The following is a 25,552-nucleotide window of genomic DNA, read 5'->3' on the forward strand; positions in this document are numbered from 1 at the left end:
TGCGGTCCTTTGCGGTCCTTGCCGTTCACGTGTGCGTCGGGCGACGGTCTTGCCGGAGCGAGTTGAAGCGGCGGCAGAATCTCTGCCCCTGGATGAGTTTTTTGCGCCGCTGCCCGTCGTTGCAGCAGGACAGTACGGCCAAGAGCTGAGTTCATGCCTGTTGGCGTTCAAAGATCGCGGACGGCTGGGGCTTCGGAACGTTCTGGCTCCGGCACTGGCTCGGTCAATTCACCGGCTGACCGCGGAATTGAGCGTGCAACTGTCATGGCACGGTGTCGGCGATCACGGGCCGCGGCGGACGCTGTATCTGGTTCCGGTTCCCGGCCGCCTCTCGGCACGCTTGCGCCGCGGATACTTCCCCGTCGGAGTGCTCTTGGCCTCGCTAGAACATCGGGGACTACTGCCCGCCTCGTGCCGCGTCGCCTCACTGGTCGGGGTGAGGGAGGGATGGACGGCAACGATCCCTGAGGGGCCTTTGCGCTCGGCCATCGAAGGGGCCCTCGACGGTGGCGTCTCCGCACAGCGCCGGGGCCAGAAAGTTCAGGGCCGGCGATCGAGGACGGCGGTGCGCGGCACGATGCGTTGGGTTGGCATCGGCAGCGAGGGAGGGGACGATCTCGAGGGGCAACCCTGCCTGCTGATCGACGACGTCCTCACCACGGGTGCCACACTCAGCGAGGTGTATCGCGTGGTGACGGAGGCGGGAATGACGGTGTTGGGAGCCGCCGTGGTCGCCGCGACGCACAGCCCGCGGGCGACGTCCGCCGAGAGTGAAACAGAAATCTCTGTCGAAAACCTTGATTCTGGGCCGGGGTGAATTACGGTGAAGTATGGGCACCTCATCGACGAGGGTAAGCACCCATCTTCAGCGGTTAGGGAGGGATCCCGAACCCGTTGTCGTGTCACCCGAAGAAGCAGGAGGACACCATGGAGATGACGTTCACCGGACGCAACATCAGCGTTTCCGACCGATTCCGTGAGTACGTTTCGGAAAAGGTTGGCAAGGTGGAGCAGCTGGCCTCAAAGGTTCAGCGGCTGGACATCAAGGTGACAAAGGAGCCGCACTCGAAGCGCCCCGAGACTCAGCTAACGGTTGAGCTCTCCGTCGTTTCACGAGGCCCCGCCATCCGCGCCGAGTCCAAGGCAGGCGACAAGTTCGCCGCTTTCGATCAGGCGTTCTCAAAACTGCTTGAGCGTTTACGCCGAGCGCGAGACAAGCAGAAAGTGCATCACGGCCGGCACACGCCCACCGCGGTCTTCGAGGCGACCGGAGGCCTCGAGCCCGTCGACACCGACGTTCCTCTCCACGTCACGGCGGCCCAGGAAGCCGCTGAATCGAACGGGCAGGTGGATCAGGACAACCCGGTCGAGATCCGGCGCAAGGTCTTCCCAGCCACACGAATGAGCGTTGATGACGCCGTGGACCGCATGGAACTGGTGGGACACCCGTTCTACCTATTCGTTGACGACGCAACCGGGCAAACGTCAGTGGTGTATCGCCGAAGGGGATGGGCCTACGGCATCATCACCTTGGATGAATCCTGCGATGACGAAGAGACGGTGGAAACGCGTCACTACCGCGAGGCAGCGGCCGTCTAACCACTTTCCCTGAGCGCCGGGTGGGGCACCTGAAACGGGTGCCCCACCCGGCGTCGTGTGGTCTGGGCGTACCACGCGCGTTGCACATGACACGGCGCTGGCCTTCGACTCACGTAGACTGACCTAGCCAGATTTCCTGTGCCGAAGAATATGGAGCTACCACGTGGCGTCACTGCTAGAACGCGTTCTGCGTACCGGCGACAAGAAGACGATGAAAACTCTCCGCCGATACGTCAGTGCAATCAACGCACTCGAGGACGAATTTATGGCGATGTCCGATGAGGATCTGCGAGGAGAGTCGGACCGTCTCAAGGAACGGTACTCGGACGGGGAGTCGCTGGATGCGCTCTTGCCGGAAGCGTTCGCGGCAGTCCGTGAAGCATCACGACGCACGCTCGGAATGCGTCACTTCGACGTCCAGCTCATGGGTGGCGCCGCGCTTCATTTGGGCAACATCGCCGAGATGCGCACTGGTGAGGGTAAAACCTTGGTGGCAACCCTGCCGGCCTACCTCAATGCTCTGACGGGCGACGGCGTCCACGTGATTACCACGAACGACTTCCTCGCCGAGTATCAGTCGGATCTGATGGGGCGCGTTTTCCGTTTCCTCGGCCTGACGACCGGCTGCATCCTGTCCAAGCAGGATCCGCCGACCCGGCGCGAGCAGTACAACGCAGATATCACTTACGGCACGAACAACGAATTTGGCTTCGACTTCCTGCGCGACAACATGGCCTGGTCCAAGGAAGAGCTGGTTCAGCGCGGACATCACTTTGTCATCGTCGATGAGGTGGACTCCATCTTGATTGATGAAGCACGAACGCCGTTGATCATTTCTGGTCAGGCCCAAGGCGACATCAACCGGTGGTTTACGGAGTTTGCGCGCATCGTGCGCCGCCTCGAGCCCGAAGTTGACTATGAGGTCGACGTCAAGAAGCGCACGGTGGGTGTGTTGGAGCCGGGCATTGAGAAGGTCGAGGATCACCTCGGAATCCACAATCTGTACGAGACGACCAACACCCCACTGATCAGCTTCCTGAATAACGCCATCAAGGCTCGCGAGCTCTTCACGAAAGACAAGGACTACGTCGTCATGAACGGCGAGATCCTCATCGTGGACGAGCACACGGGCCGCACGCTGGCGGGGCGGCGCTACAACGAGGGCATGCACCAGGCCATCGAGGCCAAGGAAGGGGTGCAAATCAAGGCGGAGAACCAGACGATGGCGACCGTCACGCTCCAGAATTACTTCCGCCTGTACAAGAAGCTCTCCGGTATGACGGGTACGGCGACCACCGAGGCAGCCGAGTTCATGAGCACCTACAAACTTGGCGTTGTCGAGATCCCCACCAACCGCCCGGCGCAGCGCAAAGACCAGTCGGACCTGATCTACAAGAACGAGGTCGCGAAGTTCGACGCGGTGGTGGAAGACCTCGTTGAGCGCCACGCCGCGGGGCAACCCGTCTTGGTGGGCACCACGAGCGTTGAGAAGAGCGAGTACCTCTCCCGCAAGCTGGCGAAGGCTGGGGTGCGCCACGAGGTGCTCAATGCCAAGCAGCACGCGCGTGAGGCATCCATCATCGCTCAGGCTGGCCGAAAGGGTGCCGTCACGGTGGCCACCAACATGGCAGGCCGCGGTACGGACATCATGCTCGGTGGAAACGCCGAGTTCTTGGCGGTAGAAGAAATGAACCGTCGCGGTCTCGATGCCGAGGAACAACCTGAGGAATACGAGAAGGTCTGGTCCGAGGTCTTCGACCAGGCCAAAGCCAAGGTCGAAGCTGAGGCGGAGGAGGTCCGTGAGCTGGGCGGCCTCTACGTTCTGGGTACGGAGCGCCACGAGTCACGGCGCATTGATAACCAGCTCCGTGGTCGTTCGGGACGCCAGGGCGATCCTGGGGAGTCTCGGTTCTATCTGTCGATGACGGATGACCTGATGCGGCGGTTTAATGCCGCGGCGGCCCAGCGCATCATGAGTAACCCGAACCTGCCGGACGACATGGCGCTCGAGTCGCGAATTGTGTCTAAGGCCATCGAGACGGCGCAGGCGCAGGTCGAATCGACGAATGCCGAACAGCGCAAGAATGTCTTGAAGTACGACGACGTGCTGAATCGACAGCGTGAAGCGATCTACGGAGATCGTCGTCGCATTCTCGAAGGTGATGACCTCCACGAGAGAGTTCAGCACTTCCTCGAAGACGTGGTGAAGGCCATGGTGGATGAAGCGACCAGCGAGCGGAACCCAGATGACTGGAATCTGGAGCAGCTCTGGGTCAACCTCAAGCAGCTTTATCCGATGTCCATCACTCTTGACGACGTCGCGGAAGAGGCCGGTGGGCGCGGTAACCTGACGTCCGACTTCCTCTACGAGGAGCTGGCCTCCGACGCGCGGTTGCAGTACGAGGCCCGTGAGGAAGCGATCGGGTCCGAGAACATGCGTGAGCTGGAGCGCCGCGTGGTGCTCAGTGTTATCGGTCGCAAGTGGCAGGAGCACTTGTATGAGATGGACTACCTGAAGGAGGGCATTGGCCTGCGCGCCATGGCCCAGCGCGACCCGCTGGTGGAGTATCAGCGTGAGGGGTACGTCCTTTTCCAGACCATGATGGAGGCCATCCGCGAGGAGAGCATTGGCATGCTCTTCAACGTCAAGGTTGAAACGCAGCAGAAGGAGACTGTGGGACTTCCGGGAGTGAAGGACGCCCGCTCCGTGACGCAGACTCCAAGCCTCAAGACGCCAGGCCTCGGGGCCCCGGCGAAGCCTGCGACGCTGCAATACACGGCTCCTAGCGAATCAGGGCAAGCCGCTACTCGCGTCGAGCGGGAGAAATCGGCGGAGTCGAAGCCGTCGAATCGAGCCGAACGCCGCAAGTCGGGCAAGGGCAAGAAAAACAGCTAAACCATTCCGCTGAATGGAACGCCGGCGAGCCCGGCAGGAGCTCGGCTAGATCTGCGGACGTGGATCTAGCCGAGCTCCAGTGCACTGACCTTCCATTGGCCGCGGCGCCGCTCGAGCCGCAACGCCGCTGCTCGGTGGCGATCGTGGCATTGCACCGCCACCGAGGCCTCGAAGATGTCATTGGTGATCCGGCAGATGCGTGAACGCCGGACTGTGATGGTGCGGTTCATCCGCTGTGTGGCGACTTCTCGCATCGCCAACTCGCTCCGTTCCCGGAGCCGCTCAAGCACGGGACCGTCCAGCCAGCGGCGCATTTGCGTTGCGGTCCGACCACCCGTGAGTACCTCGAAGGCGCTCTGGGCCACCACGCGAGCTAGGCGGGAAAGCTCCTGGTGCTCGCGGAGGGTCTCTCCGTCCGGGGTAGCTGAGGGCCTCGTGGTCTTGGTGGCGTCTCGCAGCGGCGCGGCCGCGGTGGGGGCGTCCTCGGGTTGGGGCGTCCCCCACGCGGATGGAGTGGGTGGTGCCGGGAGGAGGTCCGCGAATCGACGCACAGTTGACGGATCCCGTGGCGGTCGACCTGTGAGTTCGGTGAGGGGTACAAGGCGCAGTTTCTTGGGCGTCCGTGAGACGTCGAGAAGGTCGGGAACGTCCGGTCGTGTCGCCCGGGGCGCGTGTGTAGCCGGATCGTGTGTGGCCGACAATTTGTTGGTGAGAGCGGACATTATTTTTCTCCTGTCGTGAGCTGGGAAGCGTGACATGAAGGTGCGGTCTAGGGGATGGCGGCTGCAGTCTGTTTGCTGGGGTACTGAAGCGTGGTTCCTGCGATGAGGAGGTTGGGGTCCGGCCCGATGGTGTCGCGATTGGCGTGGTACCAGTGGGGCCACGCCTCGGCGACCTCGGCGGCCGAGGCGGAGGAGCCCAGTGCTCGGGCCGTGATCGTCCACAAGGAGTCTCCTGGCTGGACCACGATTTCTTCCGCCGACGTGCGAGCGGTGCCTCCTAGGAGCCTGTCGATCTGTTGCGCAGGGCGCGCTGGTTGCCAAGCGGGCGATGGCGGTGAAGTGCGCAATTGTTCAGGTGCTGACTCCGGAGGCTCGGTGGTGGCGGTAGAGGTCCACCCAGGTGAGATGGTCGCGGCTGCGACTGGGGTGCCGTCAGGTGGAAGGGGGTCTGCGTGCGCCACCGGGGCCGTCACGAGTGAGAGCCCTACGGCGGTGAGCGCCAGTCGCTGAATGAATTGAGGGGCCACAGCGGTGAGCCCGCGGCCGGTCCGCTGCCCGGTGAGGCGGAGTAGCAGCGCGCCGAGAAAGGCGGCCACGACGGCGAGGAGCCAGCAGCTGGCGAGGACGAGTCCCAAGGCGGCGGCGGCGAGAGCCACCACGGTTGCGACATCGTCCACCGAGCGGGGCTCGAGCCACATGGCTCCCGCAGGAACGGCCTGTTGCCACAAGTGGAGGCCGCCCGCGGCGATACCCAGCGCTAGCGCGCACGTGGACGCGGCTACTGCGCAGTCGCGGCCCCGCGGATGGGAGGGGTGGGCCCGGGACCGGCGCGAGCTGCTGGTGCCTCTGGCCGTCGGTGGGGCGGGCCGAAATCTCTGTTCTTCCTTACGGCTATGCATGATGACTTTTTACCTCGAAATGTTCAGTTTCGTGTGGTTTGGTGATTATGAGCAACATGCTTGCATTTATTTGGTGTTCTGTCCAGAGATTGCTGTGACAAGCGGCATTCTCGCGTGGTGGCCCAGCCATCTAGGGTGGTTTCATGCGGTGGGAGAACTTATTCGGTGACCTTGAGGCCCAGCTCAATAGCGAGCAGACGCGGCTGCGGCAGCTCGAAGTGCAGGAGTTGGTCAACTATGAGCGCTCCCAGACCCACCTAGCGGGGCGACTCGATGCGGCTACTGGGCATCGTCTAGACGTCGTGATCCTCGGTGGTGAGCGATTTTCCGGCGTGCTCGCCTCTTCGGGCCAGGGATGGCTGACACTCGCCGCTGGCCCAGTGGAGTATTTCCTGCTGACGGCCGCTATTCGTTCGGTGACGGGGATTGGGGCCCGCGCTACTGACGAGGGCCGCGCCCGAGTCGGCCTCAAGCTGGCCCTGCGCGCTATCGCGCGAGATCGGAGCCCAGTGCGTGTCTTTACCGTTGATGGGGCGCCAGCAGCGACCGGGACACTCGACTTCGTCGGAACGGACTTCGTGCAGTTGGCTGCCCATGACGTGGGAGACGTTCTGGGCGCGAGGGGCGCTGGCCAGCGCCTGCTGCTTCCGCTCGGATCCCTTGCTGCCATCCAGCGGGTTACCTGAGCGGGCTTATCCACAGATTAACGTCTTGGCCTACCGTGATTTCTTCCGCTCGATAGAGTGATAGTCGGTGCCTCGTCCCGTCGGGGCCCCGAGATCAAGCGAAGGGTGGAACGTGAATACCGAGACCGCAGCGAATTCCAACGATGCGCGGCGACTTCAGCGCCCTGGGTGGAGGGACCCACGGCTTCTCATCGGCCTGTTGCTCATCATCGTCTCGGTTGTCGCCGTCGTCGCGCTCGTTTCGGCCATGGATCGCACCATTTCGGTCTATGCGGCGAAGACCGAGCTCACCGTCGGGGACCCTGTGACAGCAGAGCAACTCGACGTCGTGTCGGTCCGCATTGATGGGCTCGAGGGCCATTATTTGCCTGCCGACGAAGAGCTGGATCCCGCTGCGCGCGCGGCGGCTTTTGTTCCGGCGGGCGAACTCGTCCCGCGGCGCGCCCTCGAAGGGATCGAAGCCCAGGGGCGCAAGCCGGTAGCAGTTCCGATTGCCGGAACGGTTGCCGATGCCATCACTGCGGGGGCCTACGTCGATGTCTGGGCCGCGCAGCCACACGATTCCGGCAGCGGATACGGTGAACCCACCAAGATCCTGTCCGGACTCGAGGTGGCAGCTGTTGAACCAGTGGAGACGGGGTTCGGCGGGACGTCGGGGACGACCTTGGAGCTGTTGGTCACCGATGAGGACCTCCCTGCCCTCCTCGGGGCACTCGCCGCTGATGCCAAGATGACGGTGATCTACGCTCCGGCGGGAGCTAACCAATGAGCGCATCCGTCGTGGTGTGGGCCGACACCATCGGCATGAGCGACGGTATCGAAGCGTTGCGCTCCTCGGTCACCATCGCCCGTCAATGTGACGATCTCCTAGAGACCATCGCACTCGTCGAATCAGGCTTGGCCGATGCCGCAGTCTTGGCCGGGCCCTCGCCGGATGTGGACGCGCACGTCATTGATGGCTTGCGAGAGCGCGGAGCCGCCGTGCTCGTGCTCGTGGACGATGCCGCCGAGCGCCGGAGGCTCGAGGAACTTGGTGCCGTGTGCGAGTCGGCGATGTCGACGCCGCAGGCCATTGCTGACCTTCTCGAGTTGACCCTCGCTGCGTTACCGCGGCACCAACCAACCGCGGTGCCCGCGGTCGACCATCCGACGCATCCACCAGAACCGTCAGCCACGCGAGGGCAAGTGGTGGCTGTTTGGGGTCCGGTGGGCTCCCCAGGACGCACCACGGTCGCCGTCAATTACGCGGTCGAGTCAGCGCTCGCCGGGGCGCGCGTGGCACTTCTTGACGCTGACACGTACGGGGCCAGCGTTTCGGCCTATCTAGGTCTGATGGAGGAATCGGCAGGTATGGCCCAACTGTGCCGCCTCTCTGACCAAGGCGTCTTGGATCGGTCAGGCTACGAGCGTGCTTGTCCGCTGCTGCACGTCTCCGGGGTGCGGCTACGAGTTGCGACGGGACTGCCGCGGCCGCACCGTTGGCCGGAATTGCGTAAAGCCTCGCTCGAACGAGTGCTTGACTACCTGCGGACGGTGGTGGATCTCGTGGTGATTGACGTGGCAGCACCGCTGGAACTGGACGAAGAACTGTCTTTCGACACGGCGGCGCCGCAACGTAATGCCGCGAGCGCCGTCGTCGTCGAACAGGCGGACGAGGTCATCGCGGTGGGACAAGCCGACGCGATCGGCGTGCCTCGTCTCATCAAGGCGCTAGAGCAATTGGAGGAGGTGTCTCCCGGATCCGTTCCCCGGGTGGTTTTCAATAAGGTGCGGCGTGAGAGCGTGGGGACGCATCCTGAGCGCCAATTGCGGCAGACGTGGGACAGATTCGGTCCGGCCGCACCTATTCGGGGTTACTTGCCGTGGGAACCAGAGACGACCGCGGAGGCGTTGCTGGCCGGTACGGCCTTAGCCGAGTGTGCTCCCAACAGCTCACTCCGGATCGCGATCGCCCAACTGGCGGGTCATGATGTGGTGCCTCGTAGATCTCTCTTTGCACCGCGCCGTGGAGCTAGGGTGACCGGGAGCTAAACCGGCGATAGTGTGGGGCTTACCATGCCGCGATGGTGCGGCAGAAAACCTTTACATGGAGGCCTTCATTATGTCGACGGGGTCCAGCATGGCCGAACGGTTCATCGCTGACACGCTTACATCCTCGTTCATCGAGTCCTACTACGGACACCTTGCCGAGGAAGACGCCGCAAGTTACGACGAGGCCGATCTGCATCGGCGCGTTGAGCACCACCTTGAACTCGGATACCAGCGGCAAGAGGCCCAATCCCTCGTGACAACCCGCACTGAAGAAGGGCGCACGGTGATCTATGTGGTCACCGACGACAAGCCGTTCCTGGTTGATTCGGTCGTCTCTGAAGTTGTCCGGCAACAGCACGCGATCACCCTCGTGACACATCCCACGTTCATCGTTCAGCGCAAGGAAGCGACGGGCGAGCTGACGAAGGTGGATCCGATCGCGACCTCGGCACCAATCTCCAGTGGGGACACGGCCACCCTTCCGAGCATGAGCCATTTTCTGCGCGATGCAGACGCCAACACCAAGATCGAGTCGTGGATCGCCGTCCAACTGGGGTCCGAGAAGAACGACGACGCGACCGAAGCCCTCGTCGAAGGCATCGGAGCCGCGCTCGAGGACGTGCGGGTCTCCGTTGACGACTGGCAGTTGATGCGGAACAAAGTTCAGGAAATTGTGGCCGAGTTGGAGGCGCAGCGCAGCCGGATCAATGTGGACGGCCTTGGCGAGGCCGCGGAGCTACTGCGTTGGCTGGACAACGGACACTTCACCTTCCTGGGGTATCGCGAATATTCGCTGACGCAGTCCGAGGGGCAGGACGCCCTCGAAATTTCTGTCGACAGCAGCCTCGGGCTGATGCGTCGAAACATCCCAACGTCGCGCATCCAACAGCTCAACGCCTTGAGTCGCGAGCATGCGAGGGAGCGCTCGCCACTCGTGATCACGAAAGCCAACCGCCGCTCCCGAGTCGACCGGAGCGTCTACCTCGACTACATCGGCGTCAAATCATTTGATGACCAAGGCAATGTCACGGGGGAGCGTCGCTTCATCGGGCTTTTCTCGTCGAACGCCTACATCCGATCCGTGCGTGAAATTCCCGTGGTACGGCGCAAGGTCGAAGAGGTACGTACCCGCGCGGGGTTCTCGGAAACGTCCCACTCCGGCAAAGACCTCGTGACGATCCTCGAGTCGTATCCTCGCGACGAGTTGTTCCAGATCGGAACAGACGATCTCTACGAGACCGTCATGGGCATCCTCCGGCTGCAAGAGCGGCGCGTGACCCGCGTTTTCCTCCGGCCCGATACGTACGGCCGGTTTATGTCGGCGCTGGTATTCGTGCCCCGTGATCGGTACACGACGAACGTTCGACGCCGCATTGAGGCGGAGCTGAAGGACACCTTCCATTCGGAATCCCTCGACTTCGAGGTGCACATGAGCGAGTCCTCGCTCGTGCGTGTCTTCTTCCGGATCCGTCTGACGGGTGGCGGCGAGGTCCCATCAGTCGACCGGCGTGAGCTCGAAGGCAGGTTGGTCCGGGCCGTTCGCTCATGGCCAGAGGCCGTAGCCCAAGTGATCGGTGAGCAGCAACCGGACACGGCCAAGGAACTGACCGCGCTCTGGGCAGACGCTTTCCCGCCTGATTATCGGGTGGCTTTTGAAGTCGAAGACGCGCTGGATGACATCGCTGAATTCACTCTTCTCGAATCCGCGAATCACGAGGGACCCGTCGTACGGATCCGTCCGGCGGTGGATGACGAATTGGAGCGTGGTCTGAGCGCGCGCCTTAAAATCTACGTCGATTCAACAATGTCCCTCAGTACCATCCTTCCGGTGCTCACGAATCAGGGACTGGAAGTCATTGACGAGACCCCCTATGTGATTCGTCGAGGTGACGGTGTAGAACTTCACCTGTATGTCTTCGGCCTGCGCTTTCCGGAGGGCCGTGAAACAGAGAACGCGTATGAACTGCTCGCCGAGGCTTACCGCGCCGTGGCCCTCGGGGACGCGGAGAGCGACACCTTTGACCGGCTGATCCTGGCCCAGGGGATGACCTGGCGTCAGGTGACGATCCTGCGCGCCTATGCCAAGTACCTACGCCAACTCGGGAACTCGAATTCCTACGAGTTCATGGGCGACACCTTGCTGGCCAACCCCGTCGTGGCCCAAGCACTCGTGGATCTCTTTGAGGCCACGTTTGCTCCAGACCTGGGTGATTCCTCGCGTGATGCCGCCGTCGGAGAGGCGCGAGAGACGCTCGGCAGCGGTCTTGACCAAGTCGCCACCTTGGACGCGGACCGTCTACTGCGGCGCTTCGAAAACGTGATCTCCGCGACCCTGCGCACGAATTACTTTGCCAAGGGTGTGGATGCCTTGGCCTTCAAGCTCAGTCCAGGTGAGATCGACGGGGCGCCCTACCCGCGTCCGCAGTTCGAGATCTGGGTCTACTCGCCCCGCGTCGAGGGTGTCCACTTGCGCTTCGGCGCTGTTGCTCGTGGCGGTCTTCGCTGGTCGGACCGCAGGGAAGACTTCCGGACCGAGGTGTTGGGCCTCGTCAAGGCTCAGGTCACCAAGAACGCTGTGATTGTCCCCGATGGCGCCAAGGGTGGGTTCTACGCCAAGCAGCTTCCGGACCCGGCCGTCGATCGCGGCGCTTGGTTCGAGGCCGGTCAGTCTGCCTACCGAATTTTCATTCGGTCGCTGCTGTCGGTCACGGATAACTTGGACATCGCAGAGGACGGATCGCAGACGGTGATCCCACCTGACAACGTGGTGCGGCTCGACGGCGATGACACCTACCTGGTGGTCGCTGCGGACAAGGGGACCGCGACCTTCTCCGACACCGCAAACCAGATTTCTGAAGAGATGGGCCACTGGCTCGGCGATGCCTTCGCTTCGGGTGGATCGGTGGGTTATGACCACAAGGCCATGGGTATTACCGCCCGTGGAGCCTGGGAATCGGTGAAGAGCCACTTCAAACAGCTGGATCACGACACCCAGAGCCAAGATTTTACTGTGGTCGGCGTGGGTGACATGAGTGGAGATGTCTTTGGCAATGGCATGCTGCTGTCGCGACATATTCGCCTCGTGGCCGCTTTCGACCACCGCCATATCTTCCTCGATCCAAGTCCCGACGCTGCGGCGTCGTACGCCGAACGCCAGCGCCTCTTTGACCTGCCACGGTCGAGTTGGGCTGATTATGACGAATCCCTCCTCAGCGAGGGAGGCGGCATCTACCCGAGGCATTCGAAGACCATTCCCATTTCGGCTGAGGTGTGTCAGGCGCTCGGGCTTGAGCCCGGCACGAAGACGCTGACTCCTCCTGAGTTGCTGCGCGCCATCCTGCAAGCGCCCGTGGACCTGTTCTATAACGGTGGCATTGGCACGTACATCAAGTCCGAGGCGGAGACGCACGCCGACGTGGGGGATCGTGCCAACGATGCCATCCGCATTAACGGCTCAGAGGTCCGGGCGCGCGTGATCGGCGAAGGCGGCAATCTGGGCCTCACCCAACTCGGACGAGTCGAAGCCGCCCTCAAGGGGGTCCTGCTCAATACCGATGCCATCGATAATTCGGCGGGTGTTGATTGTTCGGATCACGAGGTCAATATTAAGATCCTCGTCGATCGGCTCGTGGCACGCGGTCGTCTGGACGCAGCTGACCGCGCGGACTTCCTCGAGTCGATGACCGAGGAAGTCGGTCAACTGGTGTTGCAGACGAACATCGAGCAGAACATCATGCTGATCAACGATCAGCAGCGTCTGGGATCCTGGAACTCGAGCTTTGAGCGCCTCATGGACTGGCTCGAGCAGCACGCCGGACTGGATCGCGAGATTGAGTTCCTTCCGTCGCAAGCGGAGCTCGAGCAGCGCCGCTCCGAGGGCCAATTCCTGACCGCGCCGGAGCTGTCCGTCTTGGCGGCATATGCCAAGATTCAGCTCACTGCTGCGTTGACCAAGGCCCGGATCGCTGATGACTCGTACTTCGATCAGACCTTAGTGGAATACTTCCCCACCAAGCTGCGGGAGCGTTTCGGCGAGGACATTCAGACCCACCCCCTCAAGCAGGAAATTGTGGCGATGGTGGTCGCCAACAACATTGTCAATGAAGGCGGAATTACCTACGCGTTCCGGGTGATGGAGGAGACTGGGGCGACGGAACTCGATGTGGCCCGCGCGTTCGTGGCGCTCCAAGAGATCTACGAGTTCCACCGGATTCTTGACGACGTGCACCAGCTGCCTGTGTCGTTCTCGACCGAGCAATGGAGCCAGTTCCAACTCGATACGCGGCGCATGCTGGATCGCACGACGCGCTGGTTCTTGGCCCACGTGTCTGACCAGCCCATCGCCGAATCGATCGATACGCTCCGTCCGGCGGTCCAGCACTTGTCCGGCAAGATGCAGTCGTTGCTGGGTGAGAACGACGCCGGACGGGTCGCGACTCGTTACGAAGACGCTCGTCAGTGGGAGGTTGGGGCCAACCTCGCCAAGCGCTGGTCGGAGCAGTTCGAGACCTTCCCGCTGCTGGACATCGCTCAGACCGCTCAGGAAACCGGGCTGGACGCGGACGAACTCGCGCAGGTTTACTACACGGTCTACGAGCGCTTCCAGATTGACGAGCTGCTTGAACGCATCACGAGCCTGCCACGCGATGACCGTTGGCAGTCGTTGGCCCGCGCGGGTCTCCGCGACGACGTCTATACGACCGCCTTGGACATCGCCGAATCGGCGCTGCAGGGGAGCGAGGCCGGAACCCCGGAGGAGAAGGTGGACGCATGGGAGGCCCGCCAGGAACACAGCCTCAAGCGAGTCCGCCAAGTGTTCGATGAGGTCAACCGTCAAGAACGGGACGATATGGCATCGCTCTCGGTAGCCTTGCGACTGTTGCGTTCTATCGTGCGGAGGTAAATTGGCGATCATTACGGAGGCCATCCGGCCCTATGCCGACTTTGGGCCCGGGGATGAGGACTGGCTGCATCTCCTCGTGGGGGATTGGCAGCTGGTCTCTGATCTCGCCTTTGCGGATTTGGTGCTCTGGCACCCGGGGCCGGATGGCTCGTACATTGCGCTAGCGCATGTTCGCCCCTCAACGAGCCACACGGTGTTCCATACCGACTTCGTCGGTGAGCGCATCCGTAAGGACCTCAAGTCCTTGGTGGACCGAGCATGGCGTACTGGTGAGCTTCAAGAAGCCACCGGGGACGGATCGATGCATATCGAGGCCGTGCCGCTGCGCCGGTCCGGGCGTACCTTAGCCGTCGTGACGAGCCATATTGATCTCGGCGGTTCGCGGCTACCATCGCGTTTGGAGATCACGTACCGCCAGTGTGCGCGCGACATCCTCGCCATGTGCCACCAGGGCATCTGGCCCGACTTTGCTTCGCCGACCGGGTCCCGCCGAGGCGCGCCGCGCGTCGGCGACGGGATGATCCGGCTGGATGCCGATGGTGTCGTTGAGTACGCGAGCCCTAATGGCGTTTCTGCGTTTCGGCGGCTCGGTGGGAGCGACAGTCTCGAGGGCCGCTCTTTGCCCGAACTGGCGTCGTCCCTGTTGCGCGTCCGGCGGATGTCCGACGAGGCGCTACCGCTGGTACTTTCGGGCAAGATGCCTTGGCGCACAGAGATGACCGCGCATGGTGTCACTCTGTCACTGCGAGCGATTCCATTGCGGGATGGAGCTACTCGGTACGGAGCGGTGCTGCTGTGCCGTGACGTCACCGAACTGCGGCGCCGCGAGATGGAACTCGTGACCAAGGACGCCACCATTCGGGAGATTCATCACCGGGTGAAGAATAATCTGCAGACGGTGGCTGCCCTCCTGCGGATGCAGTCGCGGCGGATGAAATCTGAGGAGGGCAAGGCCGGCCTCGATCAAGCGATGCGCCGTGTGGCGACGATCGCGCTGGTCCATGAAACCCTGTCTCAAGGGCTGACGCAAAACGTTGAGTTCGACGAGCTCATTGACCGTCAGTTCAGGCTGGCGGCCGAAGTCGCCTCTCCCGGTCAAGTGGTCCATACGGAGCGCACGGGGACCTTCGGCGCGTTGCTCAGCGAGATCGCGACGCCGTTGTCTCTGGTGATCAATGAATTGGTGGCCAATGCCGTTGAGCACGGCCTCGGGGAGCGGGATGGGACGGTCAGCCTGGACGCGGATCGCGTTCGGGACGACTCTGGTCGAGAAATGCTGCAGGTCAGTATCACCGACGACGGCGTGGGCATCACCGAGGAGCCCGGCGAGAGTGGCTTGGGGCTGCAAATTGTGAGGACCCTGGTGACGAGCGAGTTGGGGGGCGAAATCCGGTGGGAACCACGCCAGAGTTCGGGCACCCGCGTGATTGTGACGCTCCCCGTGGACCCGACGGCGTAGCTCGCCTCACCGCGACGTCGGTGCACGAACGGCGATGGGCCGGCCCCCAAGGGGCCGGCCCATCGCCGTTTTTGTGCTTTTCAGTGAGTTCCGTCGGTTTAGCGGAAGCTGCGCTGATGAGCCAGGACGGACTGAACGTAGTGCTTGGTGTCGCTGTACATACCGTTGCGGCGCACGGACCCTTGACCCTGGTAGTAGGAGGCGATGCCTTCCTCGACGTTCTTCGACGTCTTCTGCAGCGCCGCGATGATGGCCACGCCGGCCGTCACGTTGTCCCGCGGGTCGAGCAGATTGAGCTGACGGCCGACGAGCTGGGAGGCCCATTCGCCGGAGGACGGGATGACCTGCATGGCGCCAATAGCATTGGCGGGGGAGACGGCGTCGGCGTTAAAGCCAGATTCCTGATACGCGTGGGCTAGCGCCAGCGAGGGGTCCACGCCAAACTGACGAGCCGTCGCCGAAATCAAGCTGCGCATCTCCGATTGACTGGGTAGATTCCGCGACAGCAGGATGCGCTTGTTCTCGTTCGCGCTGCGAACGGTATCTTCCGGGTACGTGTAGTGCAGGAACGTGGACGGGACGAGCTGATCGCCGGCCGCCGAGACCGTGCCACCTCCCGGGATGGTCACCTTCTGACCCGGGTGGATCACGGACGTCTTCGAGAGCTGGTTGGCCTGGAGCAACTTGCTCAGGCTGACGCTGTGCTGTCCCGCGATGCCGGAGAGGGTGTCGCCGGACTTCACGGTGTAGCTCGAGGTCGTCTTCGTGGACGTGCTGGTTGAGGACGTCGACGCCGTGGATGTGGAGGTACTGCTGCCGGACAGGCGGAGCTTTTGTCCCGGGTAGATGATGGCCGAGGAGGAGAGGCTGTTGAGCTTCAGGAGTGTGGAGAGGCCCATGTCGTTGCGGGCCGCGATGCCGGAGAGGGTGTCGCCGGACTTCACGGTGTAGCTCGAGGTCGTCTTCGTGGACGTGCTGGTTGAGGACGTCGACGCCGTGGATGTGGAGGTACTGCTGCCGGACAGGCGGAGCTTTTGTCCCGGGTAGATGATGGCCGAGGAGGAGAGGCTGTTGAGCTTCAGGAGTGTGGAGAGGCCCATGTCGTTGCGGGCCGCGATGCCGGAGAGGGTGTCGCCGGACTTCACGGTGTAGCTCGAGGTCGTCTTCGTGGACGTGCTGGTTGAGGACGTCGACGCCGTGGATGTGGAGGTACTGCTGCCGGACAGGCGGAGCTTTTGTCCCGGGTAGATGATGGCCGAGGAGGAGAGGCTGTTGAGCTTCAGGAGTGTGGAGAGGCCCATGTCGTTGCGGGCCGCGATGCCGGAGAGGGTGTCGCCGGACTTCACGGTGTAGCTCGACGTCGTCTTCGTGGACGTGCTGGTTGAGGACGTCGACGCCGAGGAGCTCGTGGAGCTCGACCCGGAAACGGTCACTTCCTGGCCCGGGTAGATGATGGCCGACGACTTCAACTTCGGATTCAGCTTCAACAGCGTCGAGAGCGAGGTGCTGTACTTTGCGGCAATGCCATACAGGGTGTCTCCGTGCACCACGGTGTGCTTGGTGGCCTTCGAGCTGCTCTGGCCGCTCGAGCGAGAGTCGCTGGAGGAATCGCCCGGAAGCGAGATCTTCTGGCCCGGGTAGATGATCGAGGACGAGGAGAGATCATTGGCCTTCAGCAAGGCGCTGAGGGAGACGCCGGCCCGGGCAGCGATGTGTGAGAGCGTGTCGCCAGACGAGACGGTCACGGAGCTGCTGGTTGGCGCGGCCGGGACGACGGCGGCAATCCGCGAGGGCAGGTGAGCAGCCACAAGGTGCGCGGCAATCTTGTTTTGGGCGGCCGTGATGTTCGACGGCGTCGCGGCCTTGGGCGCCAGCAAGTGGGCGGCGCTGGATTCGGCGGCCTCCGCGGGAGCCGCTGTGCCGAGGCCTGTCAGCATGACGGCAGGCAATGTGGCAGCGGCGACGCCGGAGACGGCGAAGCGGGTCCTCGACGCTTGGAGCGTCTGGATCGGGCGGGCGCTTGCGGCGCGGGCTTGTGACATGGGAATCCTCTGTCCTAGTCGGTCGCCGACACAGAAGAATCTTCCCCGTGATACTTCTGTGACCTGTGTTGCGAATGTGACAGTTGTGAATCTACACCACGAACCACACGGCGTGAAACCGTTACCAAGGAGAAATCTTTCGGTGGTCGTGTCTGAATTTGTCCGCGCCGGCGAGGTGGTCAAGAGCAGCATTGCGGCCGCAATGTGGCACGCTGGTGGGGTGAGCACACTCGAAGAATTGGTGGGCGACTGGCTGCTGTTGCCGGATGTCGCCGAAGAACTTGGTCTAGATATCCGCAAAGTCCACGGCTTGATCCGTGATGGAGCGTTGGTTGAACACCGCGTGGGTGAACGCGCCCTGCGCGCTGTACCCGCAGCCTTTATTCACGAGGGGGCACCCTTAGACAGCCTGAAGGGGACCGTGACCGTGCTGCGCGATGCTGGTTTTGCTGATGCCGAGCTGATCGAATGGCTCTTTACCTCAGACGACTCGCTGCCCGGTACCCCGGTCGAAGCGCTGCGTCAAGGGCGCAAAACCGAGGTGCGACGCCGCGCGCAGGTTGCCGGTTTCTAGCCGCCGCGTTAGGTGGTGCGGCGAATGGCTGCGAGGCCTAGATCCCGCAGAGCCTCACGGATCTCGGGGCACACGTCGAGGGTGACGAGCGCTGAGAATCCCTGATCCGAGAGCGTGTTGATCGTCGCTTCCGTCGCGGCGAGGGCGCCAGAGTCGCGCAGGATGCTGCACATGCGGCTGATTTCATCTGCGGTGAGGTCAGCCGCGCCCAGTCGTCCATCGATGAAGCGCGCGGCCTCCGGTGTGGCCATCACCAGCGCATGGGCAATGAGCTCGGTGCGCTTGCCTTCCCGCAGGTCATCGCCCGAAGGCTTGCCCGTCGTTTCGGGGTCACCAAAGACCCCGAGGACGTCGTCACGGAGCTGAAAGGCCTCACCCAGTGGTAGGGCGAAGCGGGAGTACTGCGCCAACAATGGCTCCGATGCGCCCGCTAGGGTGCCGCCGAGGAGCATGGGATTTTCCGTGGAGTACTTGGCGCTCTTGTAGCGGACGATCGTCCGCGCTCGGTCGACGGCGGAGTCCATCCCGTAGGTTGGGCCCGCAGACTCTTCGAGGACGTCGAGGAACTGGCCGGCCATGACCTGGGCGCGCATGGCGTCAAAGACAGCACGAGCCGCGGGCGGCGTCGTCGTGGTTCCAAAGAGTTGCTCGCTGAAAGAGAGGCTCAGGTCGCCAGCGAGCACCGAAGCGGCCTCGCCGAATCGGGCAGCATCTCGTGACCAGCCTGCCTCGCGATGAATGGCTTCGAAGCGGCGATGGACGCTGGGGGCCCCGCGCCGGGTATCGGAATGGTCGATGAGATCATCATGAATGAGCGCGGCGGCTTGAAAAAGCTCGAGCGATGCCCCGACGCGGACGATGGACTCCGCTGCGGGGTCGCCTCCGGCTGCGAGGAAACCGAGGAAGGCGAAGCGGGGACGAAGGCGTTTACCCTGCCGGGAGAGGTCGGAAATGCTGGCCACGAGCTCTTCGGCGTGTGGTGAGATGCGGGCCACGACGGTGCGTTGTTCAGCCAGGAAGTCTGCTATCAGAGCGTTGACACGTTCGGTATATGCCGCCACCTGGTGGGCCACTGATCCGACGGGAGCCGGTGAATCTGAGGTCATGAGTCCGATTCTGTGAGGTACTTCGTGGAACCGATGCGCGCGGGTGCCCACGGGCATCTCCACTCTATAGGGTGGCCACTATGAACCCCACCCGCCGCGAGCGTGCCATCTTGCACGTCGACATGGACGCGTTCTTCGTGTCCGTGGAGCTGCTACAACGGCCTGATCTGGCCCATCGGCAGGTCATCGTCGGCCGGCCAGGGGAGCGGTCCGTGGTCCTGTCGGCGTCGTACGATTGCCGTGCGCTCGGCGTCAGATCGGCCATGCCAATGACGACGGCGGTGCGGCTAGCCCCGCGCGCTGTGGTGATCGAGCCTAGCCAAGGAAAGTACCGCGAGGTTTCGGCTCGCATTATGGGGATCTTCCGGGAGATCACTCCGCTGGTCCAACCGCTGTCCGTCGACGAGGCGTTTCTCGACGTGACGGGCAGCATGCGCCGGCTGGGGGCACCTGGCGTGATTGGAGAGCATATTCGGGACCGCATCCGGTCGGAACTCTCCCTGCCGGCAAGCGTCGGTGCCGCCAAGAATATGTTCGTGGCCAAGATCGCCTCCCAACGGGCTAAACCGGACGGATTGCTCGTCATCCGCCCCGAACAGACCGTGGAGTTTCTGCACACGTTGCCGGTGTCCGCGCTCTGGGGCGTGGGACGCCGGACGGCCGAGGTCCTCGCGAATGCCGGGATCCACAGCGTGCGCGACATCGCCCAGAGTCCTCTTCCCATGCTTCAACGCATGCTGGGCGCGCAGGGCAAGCATCTGTACTCCTTGGCGTGGGGCCGGGACGAACGGGAAGTCGTCACGGAGCGCAATGAAAAGAGCATTGGCTCGGAGGAGACGTTTGCGCAGGACGAGCGGGACCCATCCGCACTGCGAGTGGAGTTGCTGCGGTTGAGCCACGGCGTTGCGGCGCGACTGCGCGCGTCAGGCAAGCTGGCGTCGTCCGTCTCGCTCAAGGTGCGGTACGCCGACTTCACGACGGTGAGTCGCAGCCGACGCTTACAGCATCCTTCAGCGTCCGCCGTAACCCTCGCTGATGCGGCGACGTCGCTCTTCGATGCCCTCTGGCGGCCGGGCGACGCCATTCGCCTCATCGGCGTGCGGACCGAGCAACTGGTGAGCAGTGAGTCGGTGCAATTTAGCTTTGATCGAGCCGACGCAAACTGGGACCGGGCCGAGGCCGCGATGGATCGGATTCGGGATAAATTTCAGGGAGCCGGGCTGTCACCGGCCTCCCTGCTACCGCGCGAGTCCACGGAGCGCGAGGACGGAACGTGACTGCGGCTACCGTCTGCGCCGACAGCCCAGTATCCTTAATGAACAAGCGCCTAGTAAACGCTTATTCGATAGTCCAGGTGCTCGGGCTGAGGGGCCGGAACAACAGGACCCGAATAGGCGTTAAACGGGGTACAAGTGTCTACGTCGGTGGAACGGATCAGGGTCTCGGGATCGTGGGACGCGCCAGCGACTGAAAGAAACGGGGAAGGACATGCCGCTTTCCGACCACGAACAGCGGTTGCTCGAGCAACTGGAACAGCAGCTGCACGAGGACCAGCGCTTCGCGTCGACCATGAAGTCCGGAGGCGGATATTCGACGCGCAACATGGTGATTGGCGTGCTCATTGGCATCGCCGGGATCGTCGCGGTACTGATCGGCATCTCCGCCAACGTGTTGGTGGTCGGTGTGCTCGGATTCGCCGTGATGTGCGTCGGCGTGTACGTCGCCCTGTCGAAGCGCGGCGGTGCCAGCATGAAGGCTAGCAATGGCTCCCCACGGGCTGCGAAGTCCAACAGCTCGTTCATGGCAGATCTCGAAGCGAAGTGGGACGAGCGCCGACGCGATCAAGGGTTCTAAACTCCGCTGCCTCCTGGTCAATCCCCCGTCGTTTGGGGTCTCGCGTCCGGCGTCGGGTCTCCCGCGGTGAGCCTACGTCTGGCTTCACTCCTGTGAACGAACACCTCTGATCGCACGCTGACGCGCGGCGTTGACGTGATCTAATCCTGCCCTCACACGGCCGCTCCACTTCCCTCCACGCGCCCACCGGATGGGCCTCCACCTGCCGCCACACCCGCCCTGACCGGCGGGTTTTGTCGTTTAACGGCCCCCTGATGCCTCGGGAGGCTTGAGACAGTCTTGATCCTGTGTGCGAGCTGCCAATTCTTCCTCCACTTTGAACCATTCCCGTAGATCGCCGTGATTCCGGGGTTTTGGTGGCATTCAGGTCAGCAAATATTCCCGGGATGTCGTTGACAGTGGTAGAAGGTGGAGTAAAGTGGGGCGCAGAAGAGGATAGTGGAGGAGTAAATCCACCGGAGGGCCTCACAGTCGGGAAGGCGGTGCGCATGTTCCTCGGGACATACACGCCGCGTCTTGACGACAAGGGTCGGCTGATCCTGCCCGCCAAGTACAGGGAAGAGCTCGGCAACGGGCTCGTCCTGACGCGGGGGCAGGAGCGGTGTATTTACGTCTTCAGTCAGCGGGAGTTTGAACGGGTCCACGAGCAGATGCGGCAGGCGCCGTTGTCTTCTCGCCAAGCCCGCGATTACATCCGTGTTTTCCTCTCCGGCGCCTCTGATGAGGTGCCGGACAAGCAAGGGCGGGTCACGATTCCGTCCTCGCTACGCAGCTACGCCGGCCTAGACCGTGAGGTCACCGTCATCGGCGCTGGTACCAGAGCTGAGATTTGGGACAGCGCGGCGTGGAACACCTACCTCGAGGAAAAGGAGAGTGCGTTCTCCGAGACCGATGAGGAGGTTCTTCCGGGAATCTTCTAGGCCATCAGGGTCTCAGGGGAGGACACGGAACCGACCTTGGGCCAGATCTCTTACCGCCCGGATCACCTGACTCACCTTCCCCGGAGTCAGGCGACACCGGAGCGGTGGGGGATCTGACCACAGGTCGTTTAGCGCAACAACCGCCCGCGAACGGTACGGCGGGGGCACCGCCCCCGATTAGCCATCACGACGTGTAGAGAGGGGCCGCCATGACGGCAGAAGACGACGCCCGCGGCGCGGGTGCTCAGCATCCCGTTGTTGCGGCCGAGTCTGCCGCCGTCGCCAAGCCCACCCACGAGCGCCACGTGCCGGTGCTCTTGGACCGTTGCGTGGGCCTCCTCGAGCCAGCTGTCCTCGCGGCTCGGGCCGCCGGTCGAGCGCCTGTACTGGTTGACTGCACGCTGGGCATGGGCGGCCACTCAGAGGCGATCTTGACGCGATTTCCCGACGCTCGCCTCATTGGTTTGGACCGCGACGAACAAGCGCTAGCTCTCGCCGGAGAGCGGCTCAAAGACCTGGCGGACCGGACGGATTTGGTCCACGCCGTGTACGACGAGATCTATGACGTCGTGCAGGAGTTGGATCTCCCAGGGGTCGACGGCGTGCTGTTTGACCTCGGAGTGTCGTCGCTGCAGTTGGACGAGCGCGACCGCGGCTTCGCGTATTCCTACGATGCGCCGCTCGACATGCGCATGGACCCGTCGCGAGGCCCGACCGCTGCAGATCTGGTCAATTCCGCGACGCACGGAGAGCTGGCCCGGATCATTCGCACGTGGGGAGAGGAGCGATTCGCCTCACGCATCGCGTCCGCGATCCTGACTGCCCGTGAGGTCAAACCCATTACCTCGACCTCTGGCCTGGTTGACGTGATCAGATCTGCCGTTCCGGCAGCGGCGGCCCGCACGGGCGGACACCCCGCCAAGCGAACGTTTCAGGCGCTGCGCATCGCGGTCAACGAGGAATTGGACGTGCTTGAACGAGCCATTCCGGCGGCCATGAAGGCCGTTCACGTTGGTGGCCGTGTGGTGGTGATGAGTTACCACTCGCTCGAAGACAAGATCACCAAGCGATTTTTTCAGGCCGGCTCGCGGTCATCAGCCCCGGCCGGTTTCCCCGTCGAGCTCGACGAGCACAAGGCTCGGTTTAAGACACTGACCAAGGGCACCGAAAAGCCCACCGCTGACGAAATCGAAGAGAACCCCCGGGCAGCATCCGCCAAGCTGCGCGCGGTTGAACGGATCATGAAGGACTGATGGAAATGCGTGCACCAGCCACCATCCGCCGCCAGCAGCGTGAGTCCGCAGCTGTGTATGGCGGGAGTATCGACGGGGCGACGGCACGCGTTGTCGAGCCTTCGCTGCAGCCAGCGGTCGAGCAGTCTCAGCGTCGCCGAACCGTCCTCTCGATAGTTCCCGCGGTCACGCGTAATCGACGCCTGCCGTTCCTTCTGATGTGCGTTGCGTTTCTCATCGCCGCGCTCACATCGGTACTGCTGCTCAACATTCAGGTCTCGAGCGGTCAGTACGAGTTGGTCAAGCTGCGTTCCGCGCAGACGTCCTTGGTCCAGGAAAACGAGGCATTGACTCAAGAGGTGCAATACCTGGAGGCGCCACAGAATATCGCCTCAAAGGCGGCTGAACTGGGCATGGTGCCGGCTGGCAACGTCGCGGCCATCGACCTCTCGACCGGAGAAGTTTCAGGTGTCGCTACGGCGGCCGGTTCCGAGGACACAGTAACGTCGCTGTTGAGCGGACCGGAGCGTCCGTTCACGGAACCGGCCCCGGTGTCTTCCGTCGGTTCGGGCACTGACAATCCACCGGCTTCGGGTGCGGAGTCATCGTCCCCGGCATCCGAGTCGGCCGGAGCTGAGAAGCCAGCCGAAGAACCGCAAACACCTGCACAGGGCAGCAAGCCAACGTTTAGCTCGGAGGAGCTGAACGGCGGAACGATTCCGGCACCTCAGGTATCGGACGCACACGACGGATAGGCGAGCAGATCGCCGCGAGAGCACACGGGGAGAAATAGGTATGGCGCCCACGCGGAAACCTCGGCTACGTGAACGCGGCGTGACTCGGCTCCGGGCTGGCCTCGCGGTGTGTCTGGTGCTGTTGCTGCTGCTGTCAGGACGGTTGTTCTTCCTCCAGGGGCTAGATCCAGAAGCGGTGGCTCAGGAAGCCACTAGCAACCGTACGCGTACTGTGCAGATTGACCCCGCCCGCGGGGACATTCTTGATGCGCATGGTCGGACCCTCGCGACGTCGGTGATTCGCTACGACCTCGTCGTCGATCAGAAGTGGTATGAGGAGGAATTCACCCGGCGTAATCAGGAGACGGGGGAGCGTGAAGACGTGACAATTCACTCCGTCATCGGCGAGCTGGAGCCGCTCCTCGGCGTCGACGCTGAGACGCTCCGCGCCTCGCTCATCCCGACCGATCCGGAAGACCCAGTGCGCTACTCGGTGGTCGCGAAAAGCGTGACGCCCGAGGTCAAGGAGCGCGTGTTGGAACTTGGCATCCCGGGCATGACCACCAAGCAGCGCAGTGACCGTCAATACCCGAACGCGTCTCTCGCGGGAACGCTGCTCGGTTTTCTCAGCGCCGCGTCGCTGAACGAGGCCGAGCAGGAGACCGGAGCCGAGGGGATTGAACTCACTCAGGAAGAGCACTTGGCCGGTACTCCCGGTGAACGCACGTTCGAAGTCGGTGCCGACGGGATTCGCATTCCCATGGCGACGTATTCGGAGACACCTGCCGTCGACGGACAGGACGTCAAGCTCACCATCGATAGCGATATTCAGTGGGCGGCACAGAACGCCGTGATGCAAAAGCAAGAGCAATACAATCCGGACTTCGTCGCGGCCATCGTCATGGAAATTGAGACGGGCAATCTCATTGCCGTGGCTGATTCCACGTCCGTCGACCCGAATGACCCGGCCGCTACCGAGGGTGAGTTCCGCCGATCCAAGGCCTTACTTCACGCGTTTGAACCGGGGTCCACGGGCAAGCTGGCCACGTTCGCCGCGGCCCTCGATGCGGGCAAGGTGACACCCACAGAGGCGTTCGAGGTGCCGAATGCCTACACCGTACAAAATGAGACGATCAACGACTCGCTAGAGCATGCGACGTACGACATGACGGCAGCAGGAATCTTCGCCCGGTCCTACAACACCGGCACGGTGATGATCGGTAATCGCCTGAGCAATGAAGAACGCTACGACTTTTTCCAGAAGTTCGGCGTCGGCCAGTATCTGCCGATCGGGTTGCCGGTGAGCCAAGGTATTTTTGCCGACCCGGCCGTGTGGGATCGTCGGCAGCAATTCACCACCATGTTTGGTCAGGCCTACACCCAAACCCTCCTCCACACGGCCATGCAGTTCGGGTCGATCGCCAATGATGGCCTCAAGGTGCAGCCGCGGCTCGTCGACGCCTACATCGACCCGGATGGCACCGAGCATGAAGCCGAATCCCCAGCACCGGAGCGCGTGGTTTCTCAGGAGACGTCGGACATCCTGCTCGGCATGATGGAAACGGTGGTGACCAACGGTACGGCTCAGGGGGCCGCCATCGACGGCTATCGGGTCGGCGGCAAGACGGGCACTGGCCAGGCGGCCGGGCCCAACGGCGGCTACGACGGCTACACCAGTTCCTTCACGGGCGTCGCCCCCTTGGATGATCCGAAGTACGTGGTGGCTGTCACGATGCATCGGCCCCAGGGCAACTGGAGGGACTGGAGCGTCACGGATACCTTTAAAACCATCATGGAGCAGACTCTGAACACCTACGACGTCCCGCCGTCGAACAGCGCACCGGACCCGTACAAGGTCTTTATCGGCGATCGCCAAGACTACGGCTGGGAGTAGG

At 62.9% G+C, this 25,552-nt stretch carries 19 protein-coding genes; 15 read left to right on the forward strand and 4 right to left on the reverse strand.

Going from position 1 to position 25,552, the window contains the following annotated elements; all coding sequences use genetic code 11:
- Positions 1 to 49: 49 nt before the first annotated feature.
- The 3 genes from IW252_RS12040 (at position 50) to secA (ending at position 4,495) form a co-directional block, all read left to right on the forward strand.
- On the forward strand, positions 50 to 817 hold the full coding sequence (locus IW252_RS12040; protein ID WP_196836776.1) for a ComF family protein: 768 nt from the start codon (positions 50 to 52) through the stop codon (positions 815 to 817).
- A 110-nt stretch (positions 818 to 927) separates the two neighbouring features.
- Positions 928 to 1,599, forward strand: coding sequence for a ribosome hibernation-promoting factor, HPF/YfiA family (gene hpf, locus IW252_RS12045; protein WP_196836777.1), 672 nt, complete (start codon positions 928 to 930; stop codon positions 1,597 to 1,599).
- 163 nt (positions 1,600 to 1,762) lie between these two features.
- Positions 1,763 to 4,495, forward strand: coding sequence for a preprotein translocase subunit SecA (gene secA / locus IW252_RS12050; RefSeq protein ID WP_196836778.1), 2,733 nt, complete (start codon positions 1,763 to 1,765; stop codon positions 4,493 to 4,495).
- A gap of 65 nt (positions 4,496 to 4,560) precedes the next feature.
- On the opposite strand, the gene IW252_RS12055 is transcribed toward secA, so the two are convergent.
- Both IW252_RS12055 and IW252_RS12060 read right to left on the reverse strand, forming a co-directional pair.
- On the reverse strand, positions 4,561 to 5,046 hold the full coding sequence (locus tag IW252_RS12055) for an Rv3235 family protein (RefSeq protein ID WP_196836779.1): 486 nt from the start codon (positions 5,044 to 5,046) through the stop codon (positions 4,561 to 4,563).
- Between the two features lie 218 nt (positions 5,047 to 5,264).
- Positions 5,265 to 6,116, reverse strand: coding sequence for a LysM peptidoglycan-binding domain-containing protein (locus IW252_RS12060; RefSeq protein WP_196836780.1), 852 nt, complete (start codon positions 6,114 to 6,116; stop codon positions 5,265 to 5,267).
- 143 nt (positions 6,117 to 6,259) lie between these two features.
- On the opposite strand from IW252_RS12060, the gene IW252_RS12065 reads away from it, so the two are divergent.
- The 5 genes from IW252_RS12065 to IW252_RS12085 all read left to right on the forward strand — a co-directional run bounded on the left by IW252_RS12065 (position 6,260) and on the right by IW252_RS12085 (position 15,195).
- Positions 6,260 to 6,802 (forward strand): hypothetical protein, encoded by a 543-nt coding sequence (locus IW252_RS12065; protein ID WP_196836781.1) that lies wholly within the window; start codon positions 6,260 to 6,262, stop codon positions 6,800 to 6,802.
- Positions 6,803 to 6,914: 112 nt separating this feature from the next.
- On the forward strand, positions 6,915 to 7,571 hold the full coding sequence (locus IW252_RS12070; protein ID WP_196836782.1) for a hypothetical protein: 657 nt from the start codon (positions 6,915 to 6,917) through the stop codon (positions 7,569 to 7,571).
- Positions 7,568 to 8,833 (forward strand): AAA family ATPase, encoded by a 1,266-nt coding sequence (locus tag IW252_RS12075; RefSeq protein ID WP_196836783.1) that lies wholly within the window; start codon positions 7,568 to 7,570, stop codon positions 8,831 to 8,833. The genes IW252_RS12070 and IW252_RS12075 overlap by 4 nt, the downstream gene beginning before the upstream one ends.
- 70 nt (positions 8,834 to 8,903) lie before the next feature.
- Entirely contained in the window at positions 8,904 to 13,736 is a 4,833-nt protein-coding gene (locus tag IW252_RS12080) for an NAD-glutamate dehydrogenase (RefSeq protein ID WP_196837260.1), read from the forward strand.
- A 1-nt stretch (position 13,737) separates the two neighbouring features.
- Positions 13,738 to 15,195 (forward strand): sensor histidine kinase, encoded by a 1,458-nt coding sequence (locus IW252_RS12085; RefSeq protein ID WP_196836784.1) that lies wholly within the window; start codon positions 13,738 to 13,740, stop codon positions 15,193 to 15,195.
- Positions 15,196 to 15,293: 98 nt separating this feature from the next.
- Here the strand turns inward: IW252_RS12085 and IW252_RS12090 are convergent, their stop codons facing one another.
- Positions 15,294 to 17,237, reverse strand: a complete 1,944-nt coding sequence (locus IW252_RS12090; RefSeq protein ID WP_196836785.1) for a LysM peptidoglycan-binding domain-containing protein — start codon at positions 17,235 to 17,237, stop codon at positions 15,294 to 15,296.
- Between the two features lie 220 nt (positions 17,238 to 17,457).
- Between IW252_RS12090 and IW252_RS12095 the strand changes: the two genes are divergently transcribed.
- Positions 17,458 to 17,811, forward strand: a complete 354-nt coding sequence (locus IW252_RS12095) for an Rv2175c family DNA-binding protein (protein ID WP_196837261.1) — start codon at positions 17,458 to 17,460, stop codon at positions 17,809 to 17,811.
- Positions 17,812 to 17,819: 8 nt separating this feature from the next.
- Here the strand turns inward: IW252_RS12095 and IW252_RS12100 are convergent, their stop codons facing one another.
- Positions 17,820 to 18,917: a polyprenyl synthetase family protein gene (locus IW252_RS12100; protein WP_196836786.1), complete on the reverse strand. Its 1,098-nt coding sequence runs from the start codon at positions 18,915 to 18,917 to the stop codon at positions 17,820 to 17,822.
- 80 nt (positions 18,918 to 18,997) lie between these two features.
- Between IW252_RS12100 and dinB the strand changes: the two genes are divergently transcribed.
- The 6 genes from dinB to IW252_RS12130 all read left to right on the forward strand — a co-directional run bounded on the left by dinB (position 18,998) and on the right by IW252_RS12130 (position 25,551).
- Positions 18,998 to 20,194 (forward strand): DNA polymerase IV, encoded by a 1,197-nt coding sequence (dinB, locus tag IW252_RS12105; RefSeq protein WP_196836787.1) that lies wholly within the window; start codon positions 18,998 to 19,000, stop codon positions 20,192 to 20,194.
- A gap of 211 nt (positions 20,195 to 20,405) precedes the next feature.
- Positions 20,406 to 20,771 carry a DUF3040 domain-containing protein gene (locus IW252_RS12110; protein WP_196836788.1) on the forward strand — a complete coding sequence of 122 codons (366 nt, stop codon included), beginning with the start codon at positions 20,406 to 20,408 and terminating at the stop codon, positions 20,769 to 20,771.
- Between the two features lie 488 nt (positions 20,772 to 21,259).
- Positions 21,260 to 21,691, forward strand: coding sequence for a division/cell wall cluster transcriptional repressor MraZ (gene mraZ / locus IW252_RS12115; protein WP_196836789.1), 432 nt, complete (start codon positions 21,260 to 21,262; stop codon positions 21,689 to 21,691).
- A 209-nt stretch (positions 21,692 to 21,900) separates the two neighbouring features.
- The gene (gene rsmH / locus IW252_RS12120; protein ID WP_196836790.1) at positions 21,901 to 22,944 is read left to right on the forward strand and encodes a 16S rRNA (cytosine(1402)-N(4))-methyltransferase RsmH; all 1,044 of its coding nucleotides are present in this window, start codon (positions 21,901 to 21,903) and stop codon (positions 22,942 to 22,944) included.
- 5 nt (positions 22,945 to 22,949) lie between these two features.
- Positions 22,950 to 23,678, forward strand: coding sequence for a hypothetical protein (locus IW252_RS12125; RefSeq protein WP_196836791.1), 729 nt, complete (start codon positions 22,950 to 22,952; stop codon positions 23,676 to 23,678).
- Between the two features lie 79 nt (positions 23,679 to 23,757).
- Positions 23,758 to 25,551, forward strand: coding sequence for a peptidoglycan D,D-transpeptidase FtsI family protein (locus IW252_RS12130; protein WP_331271534.1), 1,794 nt, complete (start codon positions 23,758 to 23,760; stop codon positions 25,549 to 25,551).
- Position 25,552 lies beyond the last annotated feature (1 nt).

The organism is Zhihengliuella flava, assembly GCF_015751895.1.
GTDB classification, from domain to species: Bacteria; Actinomycetota; Actinomycetes; order Actinomycetales; family Micrococcaceae; genus Zhihengliuella; species Zhihengliuella flava.